Raw genomic sequence first — 18,373 nt, 5'->3', positions numbered from 1 at the left:
AAAGGTATGACAAAGTTAAATTCAAAAGTACCTACTGGTGTACCATTGAAAGATAAATGGACACACTATAAAGATAAGATCGATTTGGTAAATCCTGCCAATAAAAGAAATATTGATGTTATTGTAATTGGAACTGGTTTGGCCGGAGGTTCTGCTTCTGCAACTTTAGCTGAATTAGGATACAATGTAAAAGCATTTGCTTATCAGGATTCACCACGTAGAGCACACTCAATTGCAGCACAAGGAGGAATCAATGCAGCAAAAAACTATCAAGGAGATGGAGATTCTAGCTACAGATTATTTTACGATACTGTAAAAGGAGGAGATTACCGTTCTCGTGAAGCTAACGTTTATCGTTTAGCGGAAGTTTCTGCAAACATTATTGACCAATGTGTGGCACAAGGTGTACCATTTGCTCGTGATTATGGAGGATTATTAGATAACAGATCTTTCGGAGGAGTATTAGTATCAAGAACTTTCTACGCAAAAGGACAAACTGGGCAACAGTTATTATTAGGAGCTTATTCTGCAATGAACCGTCAGATTGCTCGTGGTAAAATCGAGATGCACAACAGACATGAAATGTTAGATGTTGTAATCGTAGATGGAAAAGCTCGTGGAATTATTGCAAGAAATCTTGTAACTGGAGAAATCGAAAGACATTCTGCACACGCTGTTGTTATTGCATCAGGAGGATATGGAAATGTTTATTTCTTATCAACAAACGCAATGGGATCTAATGCTACTGCAGCTTGGAAAGCTCACAAAAAAGGAGCTTACTTCGCAAACCCATGTTTTACACAAATTCACCCAACTTGTATTCCTAGATCAGGAGATTACCAATCAAAATTAACGTTAATGTCTGAGTCATTACGTAATGATGGTAGAATTTGGGTTCCAAAGAAAATGGAAGATGTTCATGCAATTCGTGAAGGTAGATTAAAACCAACAGAAATTGCAGAAGGAGATAGAGATTATTACTTAGAAAGAAGATATCCAGCATTCGGAAACTTAGTACCTCGTGATGTTGCCTCAAGAGCAGCAAAAGAACGTTGTGATGCTGGTTATGGAGTAAATAAAACTGGAGAGGCTGTTTACTTAGATTTCCAATCTGCTATTGAGCGTTATGGAAAAGAACAAGCAAACATCCATGGTATTCACAATCCAACTCATGCTAAAATCGTAGAATTAGGAACAAAAATCGTAGAAGAAAAATACGGTAACTTATTCCAAATGTATGAGAAAATTGTAGATGATAACCCATACAAAACTCCAATGATGATTTATCCTGCAACTCACTATACAATGGGAGGACTTTGGGTAGATTATAACTTAATGACAAGTGTAGAGGGATTATACGCAATTGGAGAAGCAAACTTCTCTGATCACGGAGCAAACCGTCTTGGGGCTTCTGCCTTAATGCAAGGTTTAGCTGATGGATATTTCGTACTTCCTTATACAATTGGAGATTACTTATCAGACGATATTCGTACTGGAGAAATCTCAACGCAAACTAAAGAATTCGAAGAAGCAGAGAAAGAAGTTCGTGATAGAATTGATTTCTTCTTAAATAATGACGGAGCACATTCAGTAGATTATTACCACAAGAAATTAGGAAAAATCATGTGGGATAAAGTAGGGATGGCTCGTAATGAGAAAGGATTACAAGAAGCGATGAAAGAAATCAAAGAATTAAGAGAAGATTTCTGGAAAAACGTGAAAGTACCTGGAGATGGTCATGAAATGAATCCTGAGTTAGAAAAAGCAGGAAGAGTTGCTGACTTCTTAGAATTAGGAGAATTATTTGCTCGTGATGCTTATGAGCGTAAAGAATCTTGTGGAGGTCATTTCCGTGAAGAATATGTGACTGAAGATGGAGAAGCAAAACGTGATGATGTAAACTTCGCATACGCTGCTGCATGGGAATACACTGGACAACCAAGCGAGGCTGTACTTCACAAAGAGCAATTAGAATTTAAAGATATTGAATTAAAAACTCGTTCATATAAATAGTATTATTATGAATCTTACACTAAAAATATGGCGCCAAAAAAACTCTCAAGTTGAGGGTCAAATGGTAGAATATAAAGTGACTGATATTTCGGAACATATGTCTTTCCTTGAAATGATGGATGTATTAAACGAGCAATTAGTTAATAAAGGAGAAGAACCAGTTGCATTTGATCACGATTGTCGTGAGGGAATTTGTGGTATGTGTTCTATGTTTATTAACGGAGAAGCTCATGGTCCAGATAGAGGAGTAACGACTTGTCAGTTACACATGAGAATGTTTAATGATGGAGATACTATTTATATCGAGCCTTGGAGAGCAAAAGCTTTCCCTGTAATTAAAGATTTAGTAGTAGATCGTACTGCTTTTGAAAGAATTCAACAAGCTGGAGGTTATATCTCAGTTAATACATCAGGAAACACTCAGGATGCAAATGCAATTCCAATTGCTAAAGAAGATGCAGATTTATCTATGGATGCTGCAACTTGTATCGGATGTGGAGCTTGTGTTGCAACTTGTAAAAATGCTTCTGCAATGCTTTTCGTTGGAGCTAAAGTATCTCAGTATGCTTTATTACCACAAGGGCAAGTTGAGGCTGCTGAGCGTGTTAGTAACATGATTAAACAAATGGACGAAGAAGGATTCGGAAACTGTACTAACACAGGAGCTTGTGAGGTAGAGTGTCCAAAAGGAATTTCTTTAGAGAACATTGCAAGAATGAACAGAGAATTTATGAAAGCTAGTATCTAATTAGTTTTTTAAATTATACAATAAAAAAATAGGCTATCTCAAATTTGAGATAGCCTATTTTTTTGATTATTTCTAAAATATTACTTCTTATAAATCAGAGTATTTCTATTAACATCTGCTAATCTAAATGCAGGATCAATAATAACTTCTTTTACAGGTTTAGAAACATTAAAAGTATAAGTTGGAATAGCCCAAGCCCAAGCTTCTAAAACTTTTGCACCTGTTGGTTTTGATCCAAGCATCATTCTTAATGGAATATTGAAGTTTTCAGAAGTTCCATCTTCATAAACTACTGCAATATCAATAGGCATTGGCATAGCACCAACTCTTTCTAAAGTAATTTCAGTTCCGTTTACAGATTTAATGCTATAATCGATTGTATGTGTAGTTTGTGTCCATTCATTTAAGAACCAATCTAATTGAATTCCAGAAACTTTTTCTGCAACTCTTTTAAAATCATTTGGATTTGGGTGTTTGAACTTCCATTGATTATAATACTCTTTTAAAGTCTTATCTAAATTTTCTTCTCCAATGATATATTCTAATTCTGCTAAGAAAAGAGACCCCATTGTATAACTACCAATACCGTAAGCTAAATTAGTACTATAACGATCTCCATGTGTAGATAGAGCTTCTTGTTTACCAGATCTTACTAAATACATATATCCTCCATAAGCATTTTGAAATGCTTCATCATCTGATTTTTTGAATTCCATATTTTCGTATAAAGTAGAAATGTATGTTGTAAACCCTTCATCCATCCAAGGATATTTACTCTCGTTTGTTCCTAATAAATGTTGGAACCAAGAATGTGCTAACTCATGTGCTGTTACTCCAACTAAACTACCATAAGATCTTTCTCCAGTGATTAAAGTACATTGTGCATACTCCATTCCACCGTCACCACCTTGAACTACTGTATATTGTGGGTAAGGATATTTTCCAACTTTTTCTCCAAAAAACTTCATCATATCAGCTGTTTTTTGAGGTAATCTCATCCAGCTTTTTACAAATTTTGGTTCCATAGTGGATTTAAATAAGAAGTGAAGAACAATTCCATCTTCTGTCACTAATTTTTCATGTGTATAATCCTTATCTGCAGCCCAAGCAAAATCATGAACATTTTCAGCTTTGAAATTCCAAGATAATTTCTTTTTCTTTTTGTGCTTTTTTACTTTCACACCTTTATCTTCATACCCATATCCAATCTCATTAGCATTCTGTAAAACTCCAGTTCCTCCGATGATGTATTGACTATTTAAATGAAGTGTTACATCAAAATTTCCCCAAACACCAAAGAATTCTCTTCCAATATATGGATCTGCATGCCATCCTTCAAAGTCATATTCAGCCATTTTAGGATACCATTGCGTCATTGAAAAAGCTACTCCTTCTTTACTATTTCTACCAGATCTTCTGATTTGTTCTGGGATTTGAGCATCAAACTCCATTTCAAAAGTTACAGAAGTTCCAGGTTGAATAGCTTCGTTTAATGTTACTTGTAGAACAGTTCCAACAGTTTTATGATTTACTGCTTTTCCATTCATTGTTAAAGAATTTACTTTGATAAAACCAATTTGATCTTCGTTCAATAAAGAAATTCTACTTTTTAAAACTTTTTGTCCATTTTCCTCAACTTCTTGCATCATTCTTTTATCAGGATCTTCAATATTTTGAAGTCTTAAATCCATTTCACTTCCTGGTTGGAAAGCATTGAAATATAAATGATAGAAAACCTGATCTAATGCATCTGGTGAATTATTTGTGTATACTAGTTTTTGTTTTCCTTTATATTGGAATTTTTCATGATCTACATCAATATCCATTGTATAGTCTACATGCTGCTGCCAGTATTCACAGTCTTTTTGTCCAAACACAACTGTAGAAAGTGCTAAAAACAAAAGTGTCAATAAGTTGTTTTTTTTCATTTTTATTAATTTTTATTTTAGATAGAATTTATTTTAAATAACTAGAAAAAAGTATAATTATGATTTTAGTTTTAAAAAATATCAAAAAAAAGAGTATTCTCGTAGTGAAAATACTCTTTCTATATTTTTAAAAATAACTAATTATTTTTTTCTGTTAGCCATTGCATCAGCTAATTTTAATGCATTGTAAGCATTTAAGATACGTCCAGAAATAGACATCTCATCAAAGTTTTTCTTTGTAGCTTGAGATCCTGGTACGATAACATCTTTATGGAACTCAATTCCAGACTTCATGATGATCTCTTTTACCTGAGGAGCAGTTAATTCTGGGTAGTAAGCTCTAACTAAAGCAGCAACACCTGCAACCTCTGGAGCAGCCATTGAAGTTCCTTGGATAGACTCATAAGTATCTTTAGGGAAAGTAGCGTAAATCTCTAATCCTGGAGCGAAAACGTCAACCATTTTTTGTCCGTAGTTAGAGAAAGAAGCTGGTAAATGATCATTAAAGTTACGAGACATTGCTCCAACTGTAATAACATTGTTTACATACTTATCAGCTTTGTTGTAAGAATCTGTTGGGAAATTGTTAGCAACATCTAAATCTAAAGAAGAGTTTCCTGCTGCATGTACTAATAATACATCTTTTTCAGCTGCATATTTGAATGCATCATAAACCCATTCTGCATTTGGAGAATAAGCTTTACCAAAACTCATGTTGATTACTTTAGCTCCATTATCTACTGCATAACGAATAGCTAAAGCAACATCTTTATCTCTCTCATCTCCATCAGGAATTGCACGAACTGCCATGATTTTGATGTTCTCCATGTTTTCTTTTTGGTCTTTTCTGTAAGTACCATCTTCTTTTAATCCTCCTTCGATGATTGAAGCGATAATTCCAGATACGTGAGTTCCGTGGATCTCATCATCTTTAGAACCAATTACTTTATTGTTTCCATAAACTGTATCATTGATATCCTCTGGGTTATCTTTAGTCATTCTTCCTTCGAATGCTAAGTTATAATGAGGCTCTTTATCAACATTTACTTGCTTAGAGAAATATTCTTTATATCTGTTTAAACGTTTTTTGTCAAAACCTTGTTGTAATAAATTACCAATGAAACCTGCTTGATTTTGTAATTCAGCATCTTCAGTTTCAAGAGCTTTTAAATCTTCTAAAGTGAAATCTTCTTTTCCGATAGCTTTTGCTAAGTTTTCCCATGCAGCCTCTGCTTGGTTTACGAAAGCCATCTGCTGCATAGCAGTCTCTTTAGTTTCTTTAATTTTTTTGTCGTAATCAGCTTTTGCTGCGATGTAGTAATCGTACTCTTTTTTGTCTTCTGGTTTGATATCTGCAGCAGATTTTCCTGCAAATTTCTTATCACCTTTAGCTACTATACGAGTTAACTCTAATTGCTCTGGAGTATTTACACCATCACCTCCTAAGAAGTTCCATCCGTGGATATCATCAATGTATCCATTTCCGTTATCATCTTTTCCGTTTAAAGTCTCAGCTGGATTTGTCCACACAATATCAACTAAATCTTTGTGCTCGATATCTGTTCCAGAATCAATAACTCCAACTACAATCGGAGAAGCTTTTTTACCTTTTAAGAAATCGTATGCTTGATATAAACTAATTCCTGGTACAGAATCTTTATAAATATCAGCATGTTGCCATCCTCTAATTTCAGCATCCGTCATCGGTGCTTTTTTAGCTACAACATTTTCTGTTGATGTTTTTAAGTTTGCTTTTTGTAAAGCTTCAGCAGTAGTCAACGTTTTTGGCGCTCCACAGCTTGCTAATAAAGCTCCAACAAATGCTGATACATAAAGTGGTTTTAATACTCTCATTGTTTATTGACTTAGTTGTTAATTAAATACTTCGTTAAATTTAAATGTTTCTTTTAAACGAACACCTTTTTCTGTTTTTTGAACTGTACAAAGCTCATTTACAGAATCGTGCTCTAAAAATAATACAAATTCTTCTTCTGCAGCCCTATTTAAGAATTTAGATTTTTCATCCATTGTTAAAAGAGGTCTTGTATCATATCCCATTACGTAAGGAAGCGGAATGTGTCCTGTTGTAGGCAATAAGTCTGCCATAAACACAATTGTCTTTCCTTTATATTGAATATGTGGAATCATTTGCTTTTCTGTATGTCCATTTACCATTAAAATATCAAATCCTAGTGGTGAATTTTGTAGAAAATCTGTTTCTGGAATATTCACAAAATTTAATTGCCCACTTTCTTGCATTGGATTAATATTTTCTTTCAGGAAAGAAGCTTTTTCTCTTGGGTTAGGATTTACAGCCCAATCCCAATGATTTTCATTTGACCAAAACTTCGCATTTTTAAAAGCTGGTTCTAAAAAAGTTCGATCTTTATTCCATTGAATACTTCCTCCACAATGATCAAAATGTAAATGTGTTAAGAAAACATCTGTAATATCATCTCTATGAAATCCATATTTTGCTAAAGAAGAATCTAGAGAAAAATCTCCATATAGATAGTAATAACCGAAAAATTTATCTGACTGTTTGTTTCCAATACCAGTATCGATAAGAATCAATCTATCACCATCTTCAATAAGCATACAACGCATGCTCAAATTAATCAAGTTGTTAGCATCTGCAGGGTTTGTTCTTTGCCAAAGTGTTTTTGGAACAACACCAAACATTGCTCCTCCATCTAATTTAAAATTACCTGTTTCTAATGGATATATTTTCATACTAGTTTTTAAGTAGTACAAATATGCAGAAATTATAGAAATAAATTGTTAAAGAAAACAAAAAAACCGCTTCAAAAAAGATTGAAACGGTTTGTTTTTCGAGGTGTCGAGCGGATTCGAACCGCTGTACATGGTTTTGCAGACCACTGCCTAGCCACTCGGCCACGACACCTTGTTTTGTTGGATTGCAAATATATGTAAAATTTTATTTTTTACAAATTTTTTTCAATATGTTTTCTATTTTTTGTTCTTTCTACAGTTACCATTGCAACATTTCCTCCAATTGGTGGATTAATCTTAGAAACTGCAACTGTTGCTTTTTTTACCAATTTTTCTTCTTTCAAAATTCTATTGATAATTCTATCTACCACTTCTTCAAGAAGTTTTGAACGAATTTCCATTTCTTCTCTCACCACTCGATTGATAAAAACATAATCTACAGTGTCTGCTAACTCATCCGTTTTAGCTGATTTTGATAAATCTGCTTTTACAGTTACATCAACTCTATAATCTGAACCAATCTTTCCTTCTTCTATTAGGCATCCATGATAAGCGTATACACGGATATTTCTTACTTTGATAACTCCCATAGTATTTCTATTATCTAAAAAATTTGAGTGCGGCAAAAGTAAGGAAAATCATTTTCTTTTTGTACTAATTTTTGCTTAATAAAAGCAAAAAGGGTAGTGAATTAACACTACCCTTTTTAAACACCTAATCTTAATAATATATTATTCTTATATCGAAATATTATTCTTTAGTCCATCCTTGAGCCCAAGCTGGTAAATCAGCTCCTGCACCAGCACCTGTAGTTTCAGCTTCAGAGATGAAATCTGCAGTTCCAGTATAGTTAGTTTGCTCATTAATGTTCATTAATTTTACGTTTGTAAAGTTAATTTTATCATCAGCAATTTGTTGGTTAGATACAGGATCATCCTCAGTTCCTTTCATGAAGATTCCAGTTTCAGAATCACTGATGAAGATATCAGACATAGTCCATTCTCCTCCTCCTTCTTTTACGAAGATACCACCTTCGTTCTTAGATCTACCAACATTTACGATAGATACTTTAGAAACGTTTGCAGTTGTTAATGGAGTTTTTCCAGCATCATCTCCGTTGTTTGATCCTTCGATTCCTGCTTTATCACCATCTTTGATGTACCAGTACTCTCCAGTTCCTGACCATCCATCAGCGAAGTCAATTGAATCATCAGCGTGATCAATAGTAACTAAGTGACTTCCGTTTACAGTTCCTCCGAAGAACTCGATTCCATCATCTCCTCCTTTGTAAGATTGGATGTAATCAGCAGTTGTTCCTGCTCCAACACCGAAGAAAGAAACTCCGTTAAATTCTTTAGATCCGTTGAAAGTAGCACCAGTGTACTCAACTCTTAAATATTTGATAGATCCTGAGTTATCATTAGAATCAGATCCACCATAAGTTAAATCTCCAACTTCAGAGATAGCAGTTCCACCATCAACAGTATTGTTAATTGGAGCTTTACCACAGATTACTAATCCTCCCCAATCTCCAGCTGACTGAGTAGCTTCACCAGAAGTCATTACAACAGGATTATCAGCAGTTCCGTTTACATTAATTTTTGCACCTTGAGAGATTGCAATGTAAGAAGAAGTTGTTCCAGTTGCTTCGATAACAGTTCCTGCAGGAATAGTTAAAGTAGTTCCATCTTTCATGATGATTGGACCAGATAAGTTGTAAGTTAAAGAAGCATCTAAAGTTACATCCTCATCAAACGTTCCTTGGAAGTTATCTGGATCAACAGTTACAGGTGGTGTAATAGTTGTATTGTTATCATCGTCACTACTACAGCTTGTTGCTAACATTGCTACTACCGCTGTGATTGTTAGGAAAATTTTTTTCATTGTTTGGTTTTTTAATTACTTTTTTAGTTTATTTTTTAATACCTCAAAGAAATAACTTCATTATTTTCTTGTGTTTATGGTAACATTAAACGTATGTTAAGAAAGTCTGCTTAATGTTATTAAAACTGATATTTTAAAGATATACTTGAATTAACTCCTTTTTTGTATGATTGTAACACAACATTTTGAGTTTCTTGTACTCTTTCAATTGTTGGGTTTAAAATGTTTTTAACTGATAATCCAATAGATAATTTTTCAGATAATTTTGATTTAGCTACAAAATCTAAAGTAACAAAACTCTTATCTACTGCATTTCCTACTCCGTTTGTTCCGATAGCATAAACTCTATCTGAGAAATAAGCTCCAACAACAGTTAACTGAATATTTTTATTTTCTGAAAATTCTTTGAAGTAAGAAAGGTCTACGTTTCCTAATAAATCAGAAGCTCCAGTAAGTTGCCCATCATTATTTGTAAAGTTTACAGACTTGTTGTTGTTTTCTTCTTGAATTTTTTCTTTATCAAATTCTTGGTTTGAATTTAAATATGAAACGTTTAATCCGAAAGTTAAATCTGAATTGAATTCAGCGTCTTCACTTGATTTGAATAATTTCTTTCTAAACTCTAACTCAATTCCATAAACATTAGCTTCATCTCCTGTATTGAAATATGATAAATCATTTGTTGCAGATGCTACAGTTACTTGGTTAATTGGATCTTGGATTAATTTTCCGAAAGCAGTTACAGCTAATACTTCTGAGCTTGCTGGGAAGAATTCCCATTTTAAATCCACATTATAGTTTGAAGATGGATATAAGTAAGGGTTACCAATTGAAGATTGTCCAATTTCTTCGAATAAGAAAGGAGCTCTTTCTTTAAACTGTGGTAATGTATAAGTTTTACTAGCTCCAAACTTTAAGTTTTGTTTCTCGCTAATTGCATATTTTGCAGATAAACTTGGTAAAATTTCTGTTTTATCAAATTTACTATTTCCTCCTGCTGGTTGAATTTGTGTATTCCAGTTGATTTCTTGAGTTACTTGCTCAAATCTTGCACCAACCATTGCAGTTAATTTTGAAGTAAGTTTTGCTTCTAAAGATGCAAATCCTGCGTTGATAATTTGATCTCCATCATAAGTTTGAGGCTTTAATGCATTTGCATTTGTAGCTCCTCCTCTAAATGTTTTGATATCAAAATATCCTTTATCAAAGTTTTCTTGTGTAAAATAAGCATCTAAATTATGCTTATCAACTTCTAAATATTCGTTGATTTTGAAGTTAAACTGAGTTACTTCAAAGTTTACTTTCTTGAATCTTCCACTATATCCAGCTGAGAATTTAAATCTGTAAGTATCCTCATCTTCTCCTTCTCCTTTTCCAAATTTATAATCTGCAGAAATGTTAGCAGCAAATTCATCTTCTTTTAAAGTTTGGTAGAATCTATTGTTGTCTGATGGTGAAATATCAGAGAAAGTTAATTTTGTTAAATCGTTATTTCTGATAGGTACTAACATGTTTTGACGTCTGTCCGGAAGTGTGTTGTTTACATTGTTAAATCCACCTCCCCAGTTTACAGTTAATCTATCAGTTAATTTGTGCTCACCTAATAATTGGTTTACAAAAATTTGAGTTCTTTCGAAAGATTCTCTACTGATGTATCCTCCTCCTTTTGGTGCATTATCATAAATATTAATTACACCTTCATACTCATCTAATTTTTGCTCTGTAGAATTAATATATAAAGTATTAAAAGCAATATTATTTTGATTATTAATTCTGTATTCTAAGTTTGCCATTAATGTAGCATTCGTAGTATACTTATAAGATTCGTTTGTTAAATCTCTTTTAGCAACACTCTGTTTTGTAACAGCTCCTCTTGTAACTCCTTCTCTATATTTAAATCCATTATCGAAAGATCCTGTAGCAAATAAGTTTAATTTTCCATCTTCTCCAACTTCAAAACTTCTTCCTCCATTAAGAGCTAAACCAAATCCAACAGGAAATCCTTTAGATACTCTGTTTAATTTTGTGTCAAAGTTGTATCCGTTTAAAGGATCTGAAGGGTAATCATTTGTATAGAATCCAGAATAATTTGGTCCATCTTGTAAATAAAAATTATCTTGAGAAAGAGCATTACTGTTAGCTCTAGAAGTAATTCCTACTTCGAAAGATGGTTTTCCTGAATGAATTTTTGATTGAATGTTAATATCTGCTCCACCAAAATCTCCATAGTTTTTAGGGTTGAAGATTTTACTAATTCCGATATATTGAATTACATCTGTAGAGAATAAGTTTAAATCAATGTTTTTTCTAGATGGGTTATTTGATGGTAATGGTAAACCGTTTAAAGTAGTAACATTATAACGATCTCCTAAACCACGTACGAAGATGTTTCCAGATCCTTCTTGTTTAGAAATACCTGTTACTTTCGCTACTGCTCCAGATGCATCAGAAACTGCTTTTCTGCTTAACTCCTGAGAACCAATTGCCTGTACAATTGTTACAGATTCTTTTTGAGCATTTAATAAAGCTTGTTCTGTTTCTTTCTTTCTAGTTCCTTGAATTTCAATTTCTGTTAAAGTGATTCCTTCACTTGAGGCCATAGTCTTATCAATTCTTTTAGTTTCTCCAGCACTGATAGAAACTGATTCCTTGATTGTTTCATAACCCATAAAACTAAATACGACAGTATAAGTTCCAGGATCAACTTGTAATGTATAATGACCATCGATGTCTGTAGAAGATCCAATTGTAGTTCCTTGGATCGTTACATCAGCAAATGCCATAGGCTCATTATTCATGTCTTTATCTAAGACAGTTCCGATAATTGTTGCTTTCTGAGCAAATGCGGAAATGGATAATAATGAAATAAATACGAAAAGAAATTTTTTCATTTTTAAAAATAATTTAGGTGTTGTGTTGTGTTTTGTAATATTAGATGCAAAAAAAAACTAAAAATTTAACTTAAAGAGGAGTCTAATTTTAACATTAGTTAACTTCAGTGTTATTATAATGTTACCAAGTTAAATCATCGTTAACAACCAATTTTTTATAAATTATTATCTTTACTTTTGGCAAAAAAGGAACAAATAACAGATGAAAAAAAAGGATATAAAAATCTTACTAGTAGATGACGAACCAGATATTTTAGAAATAGTTGGTTACAATTTATCAAATGAAGGATACAACATCTATACTGCTTCTAACGGAAAAGAAGCTATTGCACAGGCGAAAAAAATTAAACCACATTTAATTTTATTAGATATCATGATGCCAGAAATGGACGGGATCGAGGCTTGTGAAAAGATTAGAGAAACTCCTGGTTTGGAAGATGTTATTGTTGTTTTCTTCACGGCAAGAGGAGAAGATTATTCTCAAGTAGCAGGATTTGATGCAGGTGCTGATGATTACATCACGAAACCAATTAAACCAAAAGTATTAATTGGAAAAGTAAAAGCACTTTTACGTAGAATCAAAGAAGAAAGCTCTGCAGAACAAATCACGGTTGGAGATATTATCATCGATAGAGATGAGTATGTAATTATTAAAGATGGTGAACGTTTTTCTCTACCAAGAAAAGAGTTTGAATTATTTTCTTTATTAGCATCAAAACCTGGAAAAGTTTTCAAAAGAGATCTTATTCTAGATAGTGTTTGGGGGAATGAAGTAGTAGTAGGAGGAAGAACTATTGATGTGCATATTCGTAAACTTCGTGAGAAAATTGGAGATAATTACTTCAAGACAGTCAAAGGAGTTGGTTATAAGTTTGTAATGGATGAAATTTAAAAAAACGTATACATTCGCTTTTTGGTCTTCTCTACTATTAAGTTGTTTCGCAACAGGTTTAATAAGTATATGTCTATTTATATTCTATAAGGAAATAAACTTTTTGTTTTTATTTACTTTCCTTGTTTTAATATTCATATTCACATTTATTATTATTCAATATAGAGTAGAAAGATTTATATACAGAAGAGTCGAAAAAATTTATGACAATGTCTCTTTGTTAGATATTAATGATTTAAAAAGAGATTCTATTACAACAGACATGGAAACACTTTCTTTAAAAGTTCAGAAATTTGCAGAAGGAAAAAGATTAGAAATTGAAACTCTGAATGAAAGAGAATCTTATAGAAGAGAATTTCTAGGGAATATCTCACATGAATTAAAAACACCTCTTTTTACAGTACAAGGTTATATTTTAACTTTACTAGAAGGTGGTCTAGAAGATGTAGATATTCGTGATAAATATCTTGAAAGAGCAAATAAAGGTGTAGAAAGATTAGTTTCGATCGTTAAAGATCTTGATATGATTTCAAAATTAGAATCAAGCGATTTGAACTTAAGTATTTCTACATTTAACTGTGTTGAATTAGTACAAGATGTATTTGATCTTTTTGAAATGAAAGCAAAAAGAAAAAATATCTTGTTAAGATTTGACAAAAATTACGATGTTCCAATCCTTGTAAAAGGAGACGTGGAGAGAATCGAACAAGTTTTAACTAATTTGATTGTAAACTCAATCAAATATGGAAAAATGGACGGAACAATCACTGTTAGTATAGAATCTTATAAAGAAAATAAGCTTCTTGTAAAAGTAACGGATGACGGTGAAGGTATCAAACAAGAAGATATCGGACGTTTGTTCGAAAGATTCTATAGAGTAGATAAAAGTAGATCTAGAGATCAAGGAGGTTCTGGTTTAGGTTTATCAATCGTTAAACATATCTTGGAAGCTCATAACGAATCGATTTTCATCGAAAGTGAATATGGTCAAGGATCGGAATTTTCTTTTACATTAGAAATCGCATAAGCTTTCTAGGTTGAAATAACAATTTAGGTTTTATAAAATAGAAGAGGTAACAGTATAATTGTTACCTCTTTTTTTATTCAATAATATTACGAATGGAAGCTTGTTATTTACCATATAGAAACAAACTAAGGATTTATACATTTTCATAAAAAAAGAGCTAGTGATATTAGATTATCACTAGCTCTCAAATAACTTTAATATTAAAACCTATTAAAAGTTTCTATTAGTTTTTAATTATTTTTTGTTCAAAAGTTTTGCCATTGTTATTTAGATTTAAAATATAAGTTCCTGGTTCTAAATTTTGAATATCAATAGAAGAACTATTTCCTTTTAATTCTTTTGTTAAAACTAACTTTCCTTGTAAATCAAATACATTTACAATTGCTTTTGTAAAGTTTACTTTTGATTTTATATTAATAAAATCTACTGTTGGGTTAGGATAAACTGAAATCTCTGAAGATGAATATTTATCCTCATCAATTCCAATAATAATAGGATTATCTGTGATGAATTCTCCAACAAACATACCTGCACCATGAGTAGTAGCTAAAACTTTACTATCTGATTTTCTTAAATCTAAATCTACAACCTTAACATCGCTCATTCCATTATAAGAATGTGACCAAGTTGGGTTTTCAGATAGGAAATTTGTTGTTTTCCATACTCCAAGTTCCGTTCCGATGATGACTTCGTTTTCTAAAGTTTGTGTATCTGTTGTAGTATCAGGAAGAGGGTTTTGTAAAATACATTTTACAGGAATATCAGGAAGTCCAGTTCCTTCTTTATTCTCCCAAGTTTCTCCTCCGTTAGAAGTATAGAAAATGTTATCTACACCATAATTGTGAATCGTAACTAAAATATGATTTTCATCTTTACCAAATTCAATATCAGAAATACTACCTAAGAAATCTCCAATAACTGTAGAATTTGGTTCTGGCAGATTCGCTTCAGGAATTCTAATAATTTTTCCATCTTCTGTTCCTACTAATAATAAAGAACTATCCTCTGTATATGGAGAAACTTTAAATGTTGTTGGTGCACCCGTTATAAAATAAGAGAAAATCTCTGATCTTTGAGCAGAAGAAACACCTAATTGATATCTATAAATTAAATAAGAATAATCTCCATTTTGTGGATTCTGAAAAGAACCATTTGCATAAAGAATATCTAAATTATGATCTAGAGCAGCAGCATTGATAAAATCTCCATTATTATTTGATTCTAAATAATATTCACTTTCATTTTCAATATCTACATATCTGTAAGAATTATAAACATAAGAATCGATAAGATACGTATCGCTTTCATGAATTTCACAAAAAGCTCCATCTCCACCTCTGATTCTTGTTGATTGTTGGTTTGGATAAGAAACTACATGCGTTCCATTATCTTGTGTACCTCCAACAACAAAAAATTCACCTTCTTCATTTTCTACTTGACTAATAGAACCATGATAGAATTGCGTTGTATTATATCCTTTATTTCTTTCTGAAATTGTTTCAGAGTTTTCTGCATTTTGTAAATTATTTGCATAATATACTCCTCCATCATTTCCAAATAAAGCTTTATTTGAGTTTGTTGGGTGGAATACCATAGCATGTTGATCTGCATGAACAAGAGAACAATCTAAACCAAACAAATTATTATTATTGGACCATTTAGAAATTTGTCTCCAAGAACTTGAAGAAACTACTCCATCAGACGCTCTAAATAAATCAATACCTCCAACATAAACGATATTATCATTATTTGGATCTAATTCTAACATTAAATTATAGAATGCTTGATTTCTTGTAAAGTCATTATCAGCAATTCCCGTATCTGCATCATGAGGAAGAGGTAAAGGTGTAATAGTACTGAATTTATTATTTGTTTTATATAATGAAACAGGATTAATATTATTCATGTTTTCAGTAAGTGCCACTAACATTCCAGGATTAGAACTAGATACTGCTAATTCTACTCTATTTGCATTTGGTAATAAGGTTTTTAACTCCCAATTTTCTCCATCTACTGAGTTAAATACTTTTCCTGCTCCTGCATTTACTCCAGGAACATTCATAGTAGAAATCCAAATGGAATTATCTGTCGCAATTTCAATATCATTTGGAATAAAATATACTTCATCCGAACCGAAATTCTGTTTCATGATTTCAGATTCTATTCTTTCCCATGTAACCCCTTCATCTACGGATTTATATAAACCCGTATTTAAAATCCCTAAATAATCAATTTGCTCATTTCCAGAAGCTGAAGCAAAAACACCTCCAACACCTACATATAATTCTAGAGAATTATTTACAACTCTAGGAGTTATTTTTGTAATAAAATTAAATCCTGATTTAAAAAAGAATTCTTCATTAATTAATTGATCATCATATTCAATATTAAAATCTAATGATTCCCAATTATTACCTCCATCTGTTGATTTATACATTCCATCTCCAGTAGCAGCACCATTTGTATATTGTTCTCCTGTACCCAAATACATAATTTGTGGATTTGTAGGGTCAGAAATAATACAAGAAACATTTAAATTATGAGGAACTCCTTCTACCTTTTCCCAAGAAGAGTTTGGATTAGAAATATTAGTGTTTTTCCATAATCCACCACTAACACTACCTGAAAAAACAGTTTCTCCAGAAGCATCGTTTGGATCGAATAATAAAGCTCTTGTTCTACCACCAACATTATTTGGTCCTACAAATTCCCAGCTATTATCATTAGATTCACCAGGGATTCTTGCTAAATTATTCTTTAATTCTCTTTGGGCTGCAATTACATTTTCAGGAGTAGGTCTTCCAATTTCAGGGTTGAAAGTTAATTCCCATTCTCTCTCATAATACTTGTTTGGGGGCAGTTGATTTTCTTTTCTTTCTTGTTTAGAAAGTTGTAAAGTTTTTTTGTGGGGGCTGTTTTTTAAATATGATGAATGTTTCTGTTTTAAATCAACATTCATGTCATCAAAAGAAACAAAACCCACCGCTAATGCTACACTAGTAACACTAGCTAATAGTAGTTTTTTTCTCATGGCTTGAATAGTAAGTAATTGATTTCAGTAATTATTATATATATACAAATATATAGTTATATTATTTTTTTAACATAATAAAACCATTATTTTAATTTTATGATATAGTAAATACACATATTGTTTTTTAATTAACATTTATGAGTAAAGAAACATTTTAAGATTAATTGCTAAATAATAAAAAGGAGCTTAAAATGTTAATTTTATATTTAAATGAATATTAAGTTATTTTTAATGTTAAAAGTTGGGGTTTTTATTTCATTTAATCTCAAACATAACAAATTTAAATAAAGAAATCAATAAAAAAGACATATTTTTTGTAGGTCTTATTATTGATATATTAAAATCGATAAATCATTTTTGAGAAAATTAAATAGTAACTTTCTTGTAAATTATATTACGAAATAACATGTATAACTGATTGGTATATATTTAATTGATAAAATCTTCATTATGAAAGAGAATCCAAATGATTACAACAATTTTCATCAGAATTATAAAAGTATTTCAGAAAATGTAAGTGCGGTATATGCAAAACAATATAGCGTATTCAAATACATAGAACATCTTCAAAATGCTAGTGTTTTGGATTTGGCTTGTGGAAATGGAAATATTTCTAGATTGTGCATGCAAAAAGAAGCGAAAAAAACCGTTGGTTATGATATTTCTGAAAAAATGATTCAGGAAGCTAAAGAAACTGAAAAAGAACATTCATTAGGGTGTGAGTTTCATGTGAAAAATGCTGCTGATATTGGTTATTTAGAAGATTTTGATTTAGTGCTTGCAGTTTATCTTCTTTACTATGCAAGAAATAAAGAAGAGCTTTTGGCTTTTTGTAAAGTGATCTATAATAATCTGAAAAAAGGAGGACAATTTGTAGCTTATACAATTAATCCATTTTCTACGAAAAGTGAACCAAAAAATACTAGAAAATATGGTTATCGTTTGTTTTTTGAAGAACCTTGTTTGGAAGGAAGTACTTATAGATTGGATTTGTATGATAATATGAATGCAAATGATTTTAGTGAAGCTCCAATTTCTTTGCGATGTATTTATTTTTCTCCTGAAACTTACGAGTGGGCTTTTAAAGAAGCTGGATTTTCGAAAATTCATTGGCATCCAGTAGAAGTGGATCCTGTAGGAATTGAAAAATGTCCAGATGGGTATTGGGATTATTTTTTAGAACGACAACCTTCTCATATCATCGTTGGATATAAATAATTAAT

General features: G+C 31.8%; 12 protein-coding genes and 1 tRNA gene. 5 read left to right on the top strand and 8 right to left on the bottom strand.

Annotated elements, in window-relative coordinates; genetic code table 11:
* Window positions 1-6 precede the first annotated feature (6 nt).
* Both I0K12_RS08190 and I0K12_RS08185 read left to right on the top strand, forming a co-directional pair.
* Window positions 7-2,013: a fumarate reductase/succinate dehydrogenase flavoprotein subunit gene (locus I0K12_RS08190; protein WP_196886939.1), complete on the top strand. Its 2,007-nt coding sequence runs from the start codon at window positions 7-9 to the stop codon at window positions 2,011-2,013.
* A 7-nt stretch (window positions 2,014-2,020) separates the two neighbouring features.
* The gene (locus tag I0K12_RS08185) at window positions 2,021-2,761 is read left to right on the top strand and encodes a succinate dehydrogenase/fumarate reductase iron-sulfur subunit (RefSeq protein WP_196886938.1); all 741 of its coding nucleotides are present in this window, start codon (window positions 2,021-2,023) and stop codon (window positions 2,759-2,761) included.
* An 80-nt stretch (window positions 2,762-2,841) separates the two neighbouring features.
* Here the strand turns inward: I0K12_RS08185 and I0K12_RS08180 are convergent, their stop codons facing one another.
* From I0K12_RS08180 to I0K12_RS08150, 7 genes are all read right to left on the bottom strand, one after another.
* A complete protein-coding gene (locus I0K12_RS08180) occupies window positions 2,842-4,689 on the bottom strand; it encodes a M1 family metallopeptidase (RefSeq protein WP_196886937.1) in 1,848 nt (615 codons plus the stop codon).
* A gap of 141 nt (window positions 4,690-4,830) precedes the next feature.
* Window positions 4,831-6,543, bottom strand: coding sequence for a S8 family serine peptidase (locus I0K12_RS08175; protein ID WP_196886936.1), 1,713 nt, complete (start codon window positions 6,541-6,543; stop codon window positions 4,831-4,833).
* 18 nt (window positions 6,544-6,561) lie between these two features.
* Window positions 6,562-7,422 (bottom strand): MBL fold metallo-hydrolase, encoded by an 861-nt coding sequence (locus I0K12_RS08170; protein WP_196886935.1) that lies wholly within the window; start codon window positions 7,420-7,422, stop codon window positions 6,562-6,564.
* Window positions 7,423-7,523: 101 nt separating this feature from the next.
* Window positions 7,524-7,594 (bottom strand) — tRNA-Cys (locus I0K12_RS08165).
* A 40-nt stretch (window positions 7,595-7,634) separates the two neighbouring features.
* Window positions 7,635-8,012, bottom strand: coding sequence for a dihydroneopterin aldolase (gene folB, locus I0K12_RS08160; protein WP_196886934.1), 378 nt, complete (start codon window positions 8,010-8,012; stop codon window positions 7,635-7,637).
* 160 nt (window positions 8,013-8,172) lie between these two features.
* Complete coding sequence (locus I0K12_RS08155; protein ID WP_196886932.1) at window positions 8,173-9,306, bottom strand: hypothetical protein; 1,134 nt, start codon at window positions 9,304-9,306, stop codon at window positions 8,173-8,175.
* 119 nt (window positions 9,307-9,425) lie between these two features.
* A complete protein-coding gene (locus tag I0K12_RS08150; RefSeq protein WP_196886930.1) occupies window positions 9,426-12,197 on the bottom strand; it encodes a TonB-dependent receptor in 2,772 nt (923 codons plus the stop codon).
* A 202-nt stretch (window positions 12,198-12,399) separates the two neighbouring features.
* Here I0K12_RS08150 and I0K12_RS08145 point away from each other — a divergent pair, with 202 nt between their 5' ends.
* Window positions 12,400-13,089 (top strand): response regulator transcription factor, encoded by a 690-nt coding sequence (locus I0K12_RS08145; protein ID WP_196886928.1) that lies wholly within the window; start codon window positions 12,400-12,402, stop codon window positions 13,087-13,089.
* A 217-nt stretch (window positions 13,090-13,306) separates the two neighbouring features.
* The gene (locus I0K12_RS08140) at window positions 13,307-14,116 is read left to right on the top strand and encodes a sensor histidine kinase (RefSeq protein WP_317194426.1); all 810 of its coding nucleotides are present in this window, start codon (window positions 13,307-13,309) and stop codon (window positions 14,114-14,116) included.
* 223 nt (window positions 14,117-14,339) lie between these two features.
* On the opposite strand, the gene I0K12_RS08135 is transcribed toward I0K12_RS08140, so the two are convergent.
* Window positions 14,340-17,147 carry a T9SS type A sorting domain-containing protein gene (locus I0K12_RS08135; RefSeq protein ID WP_196886924.1) on the bottom strand — a complete coding sequence of 936 codons (2,808 nt, stop codon included), beginning with the start codon at window positions 17,145-17,147 and terminating at the stop codon, window positions 14,340-14,342.
* A 453-nt stretch (window positions 17,148-17,600) separates the two neighbouring features.
* On the opposite strand from I0K12_RS08135, the gene I0K12_RS08130 reads away from it, so the two are divergent.
* Window positions 17,601-18,368, top strand: coding sequence for a class I SAM-dependent methyltransferase (locus I0K12_RS08130; RefSeq protein ID WP_196886922.1), 768 nt, complete (start codon window positions 17,601-17,603; stop codon window positions 18,366-18,368).
* Window positions 18,369-18,373: the final 5 nt, after the last annotated feature.

The sequence above is a fragment of the Aureivirga sp. CE67 genome, from assembly GCF_015767245.1.
Taxonomy (GTDB): Bacteria; Bacteroidota; Bacteroidia; order Flavobacteriales; family Flavobacteriaceae; genus Aureivirga.
Note: the sequence above shows the minus strand (reverse complement) of the source record. Positions and strands in the feature narration are given on the sequence as shown.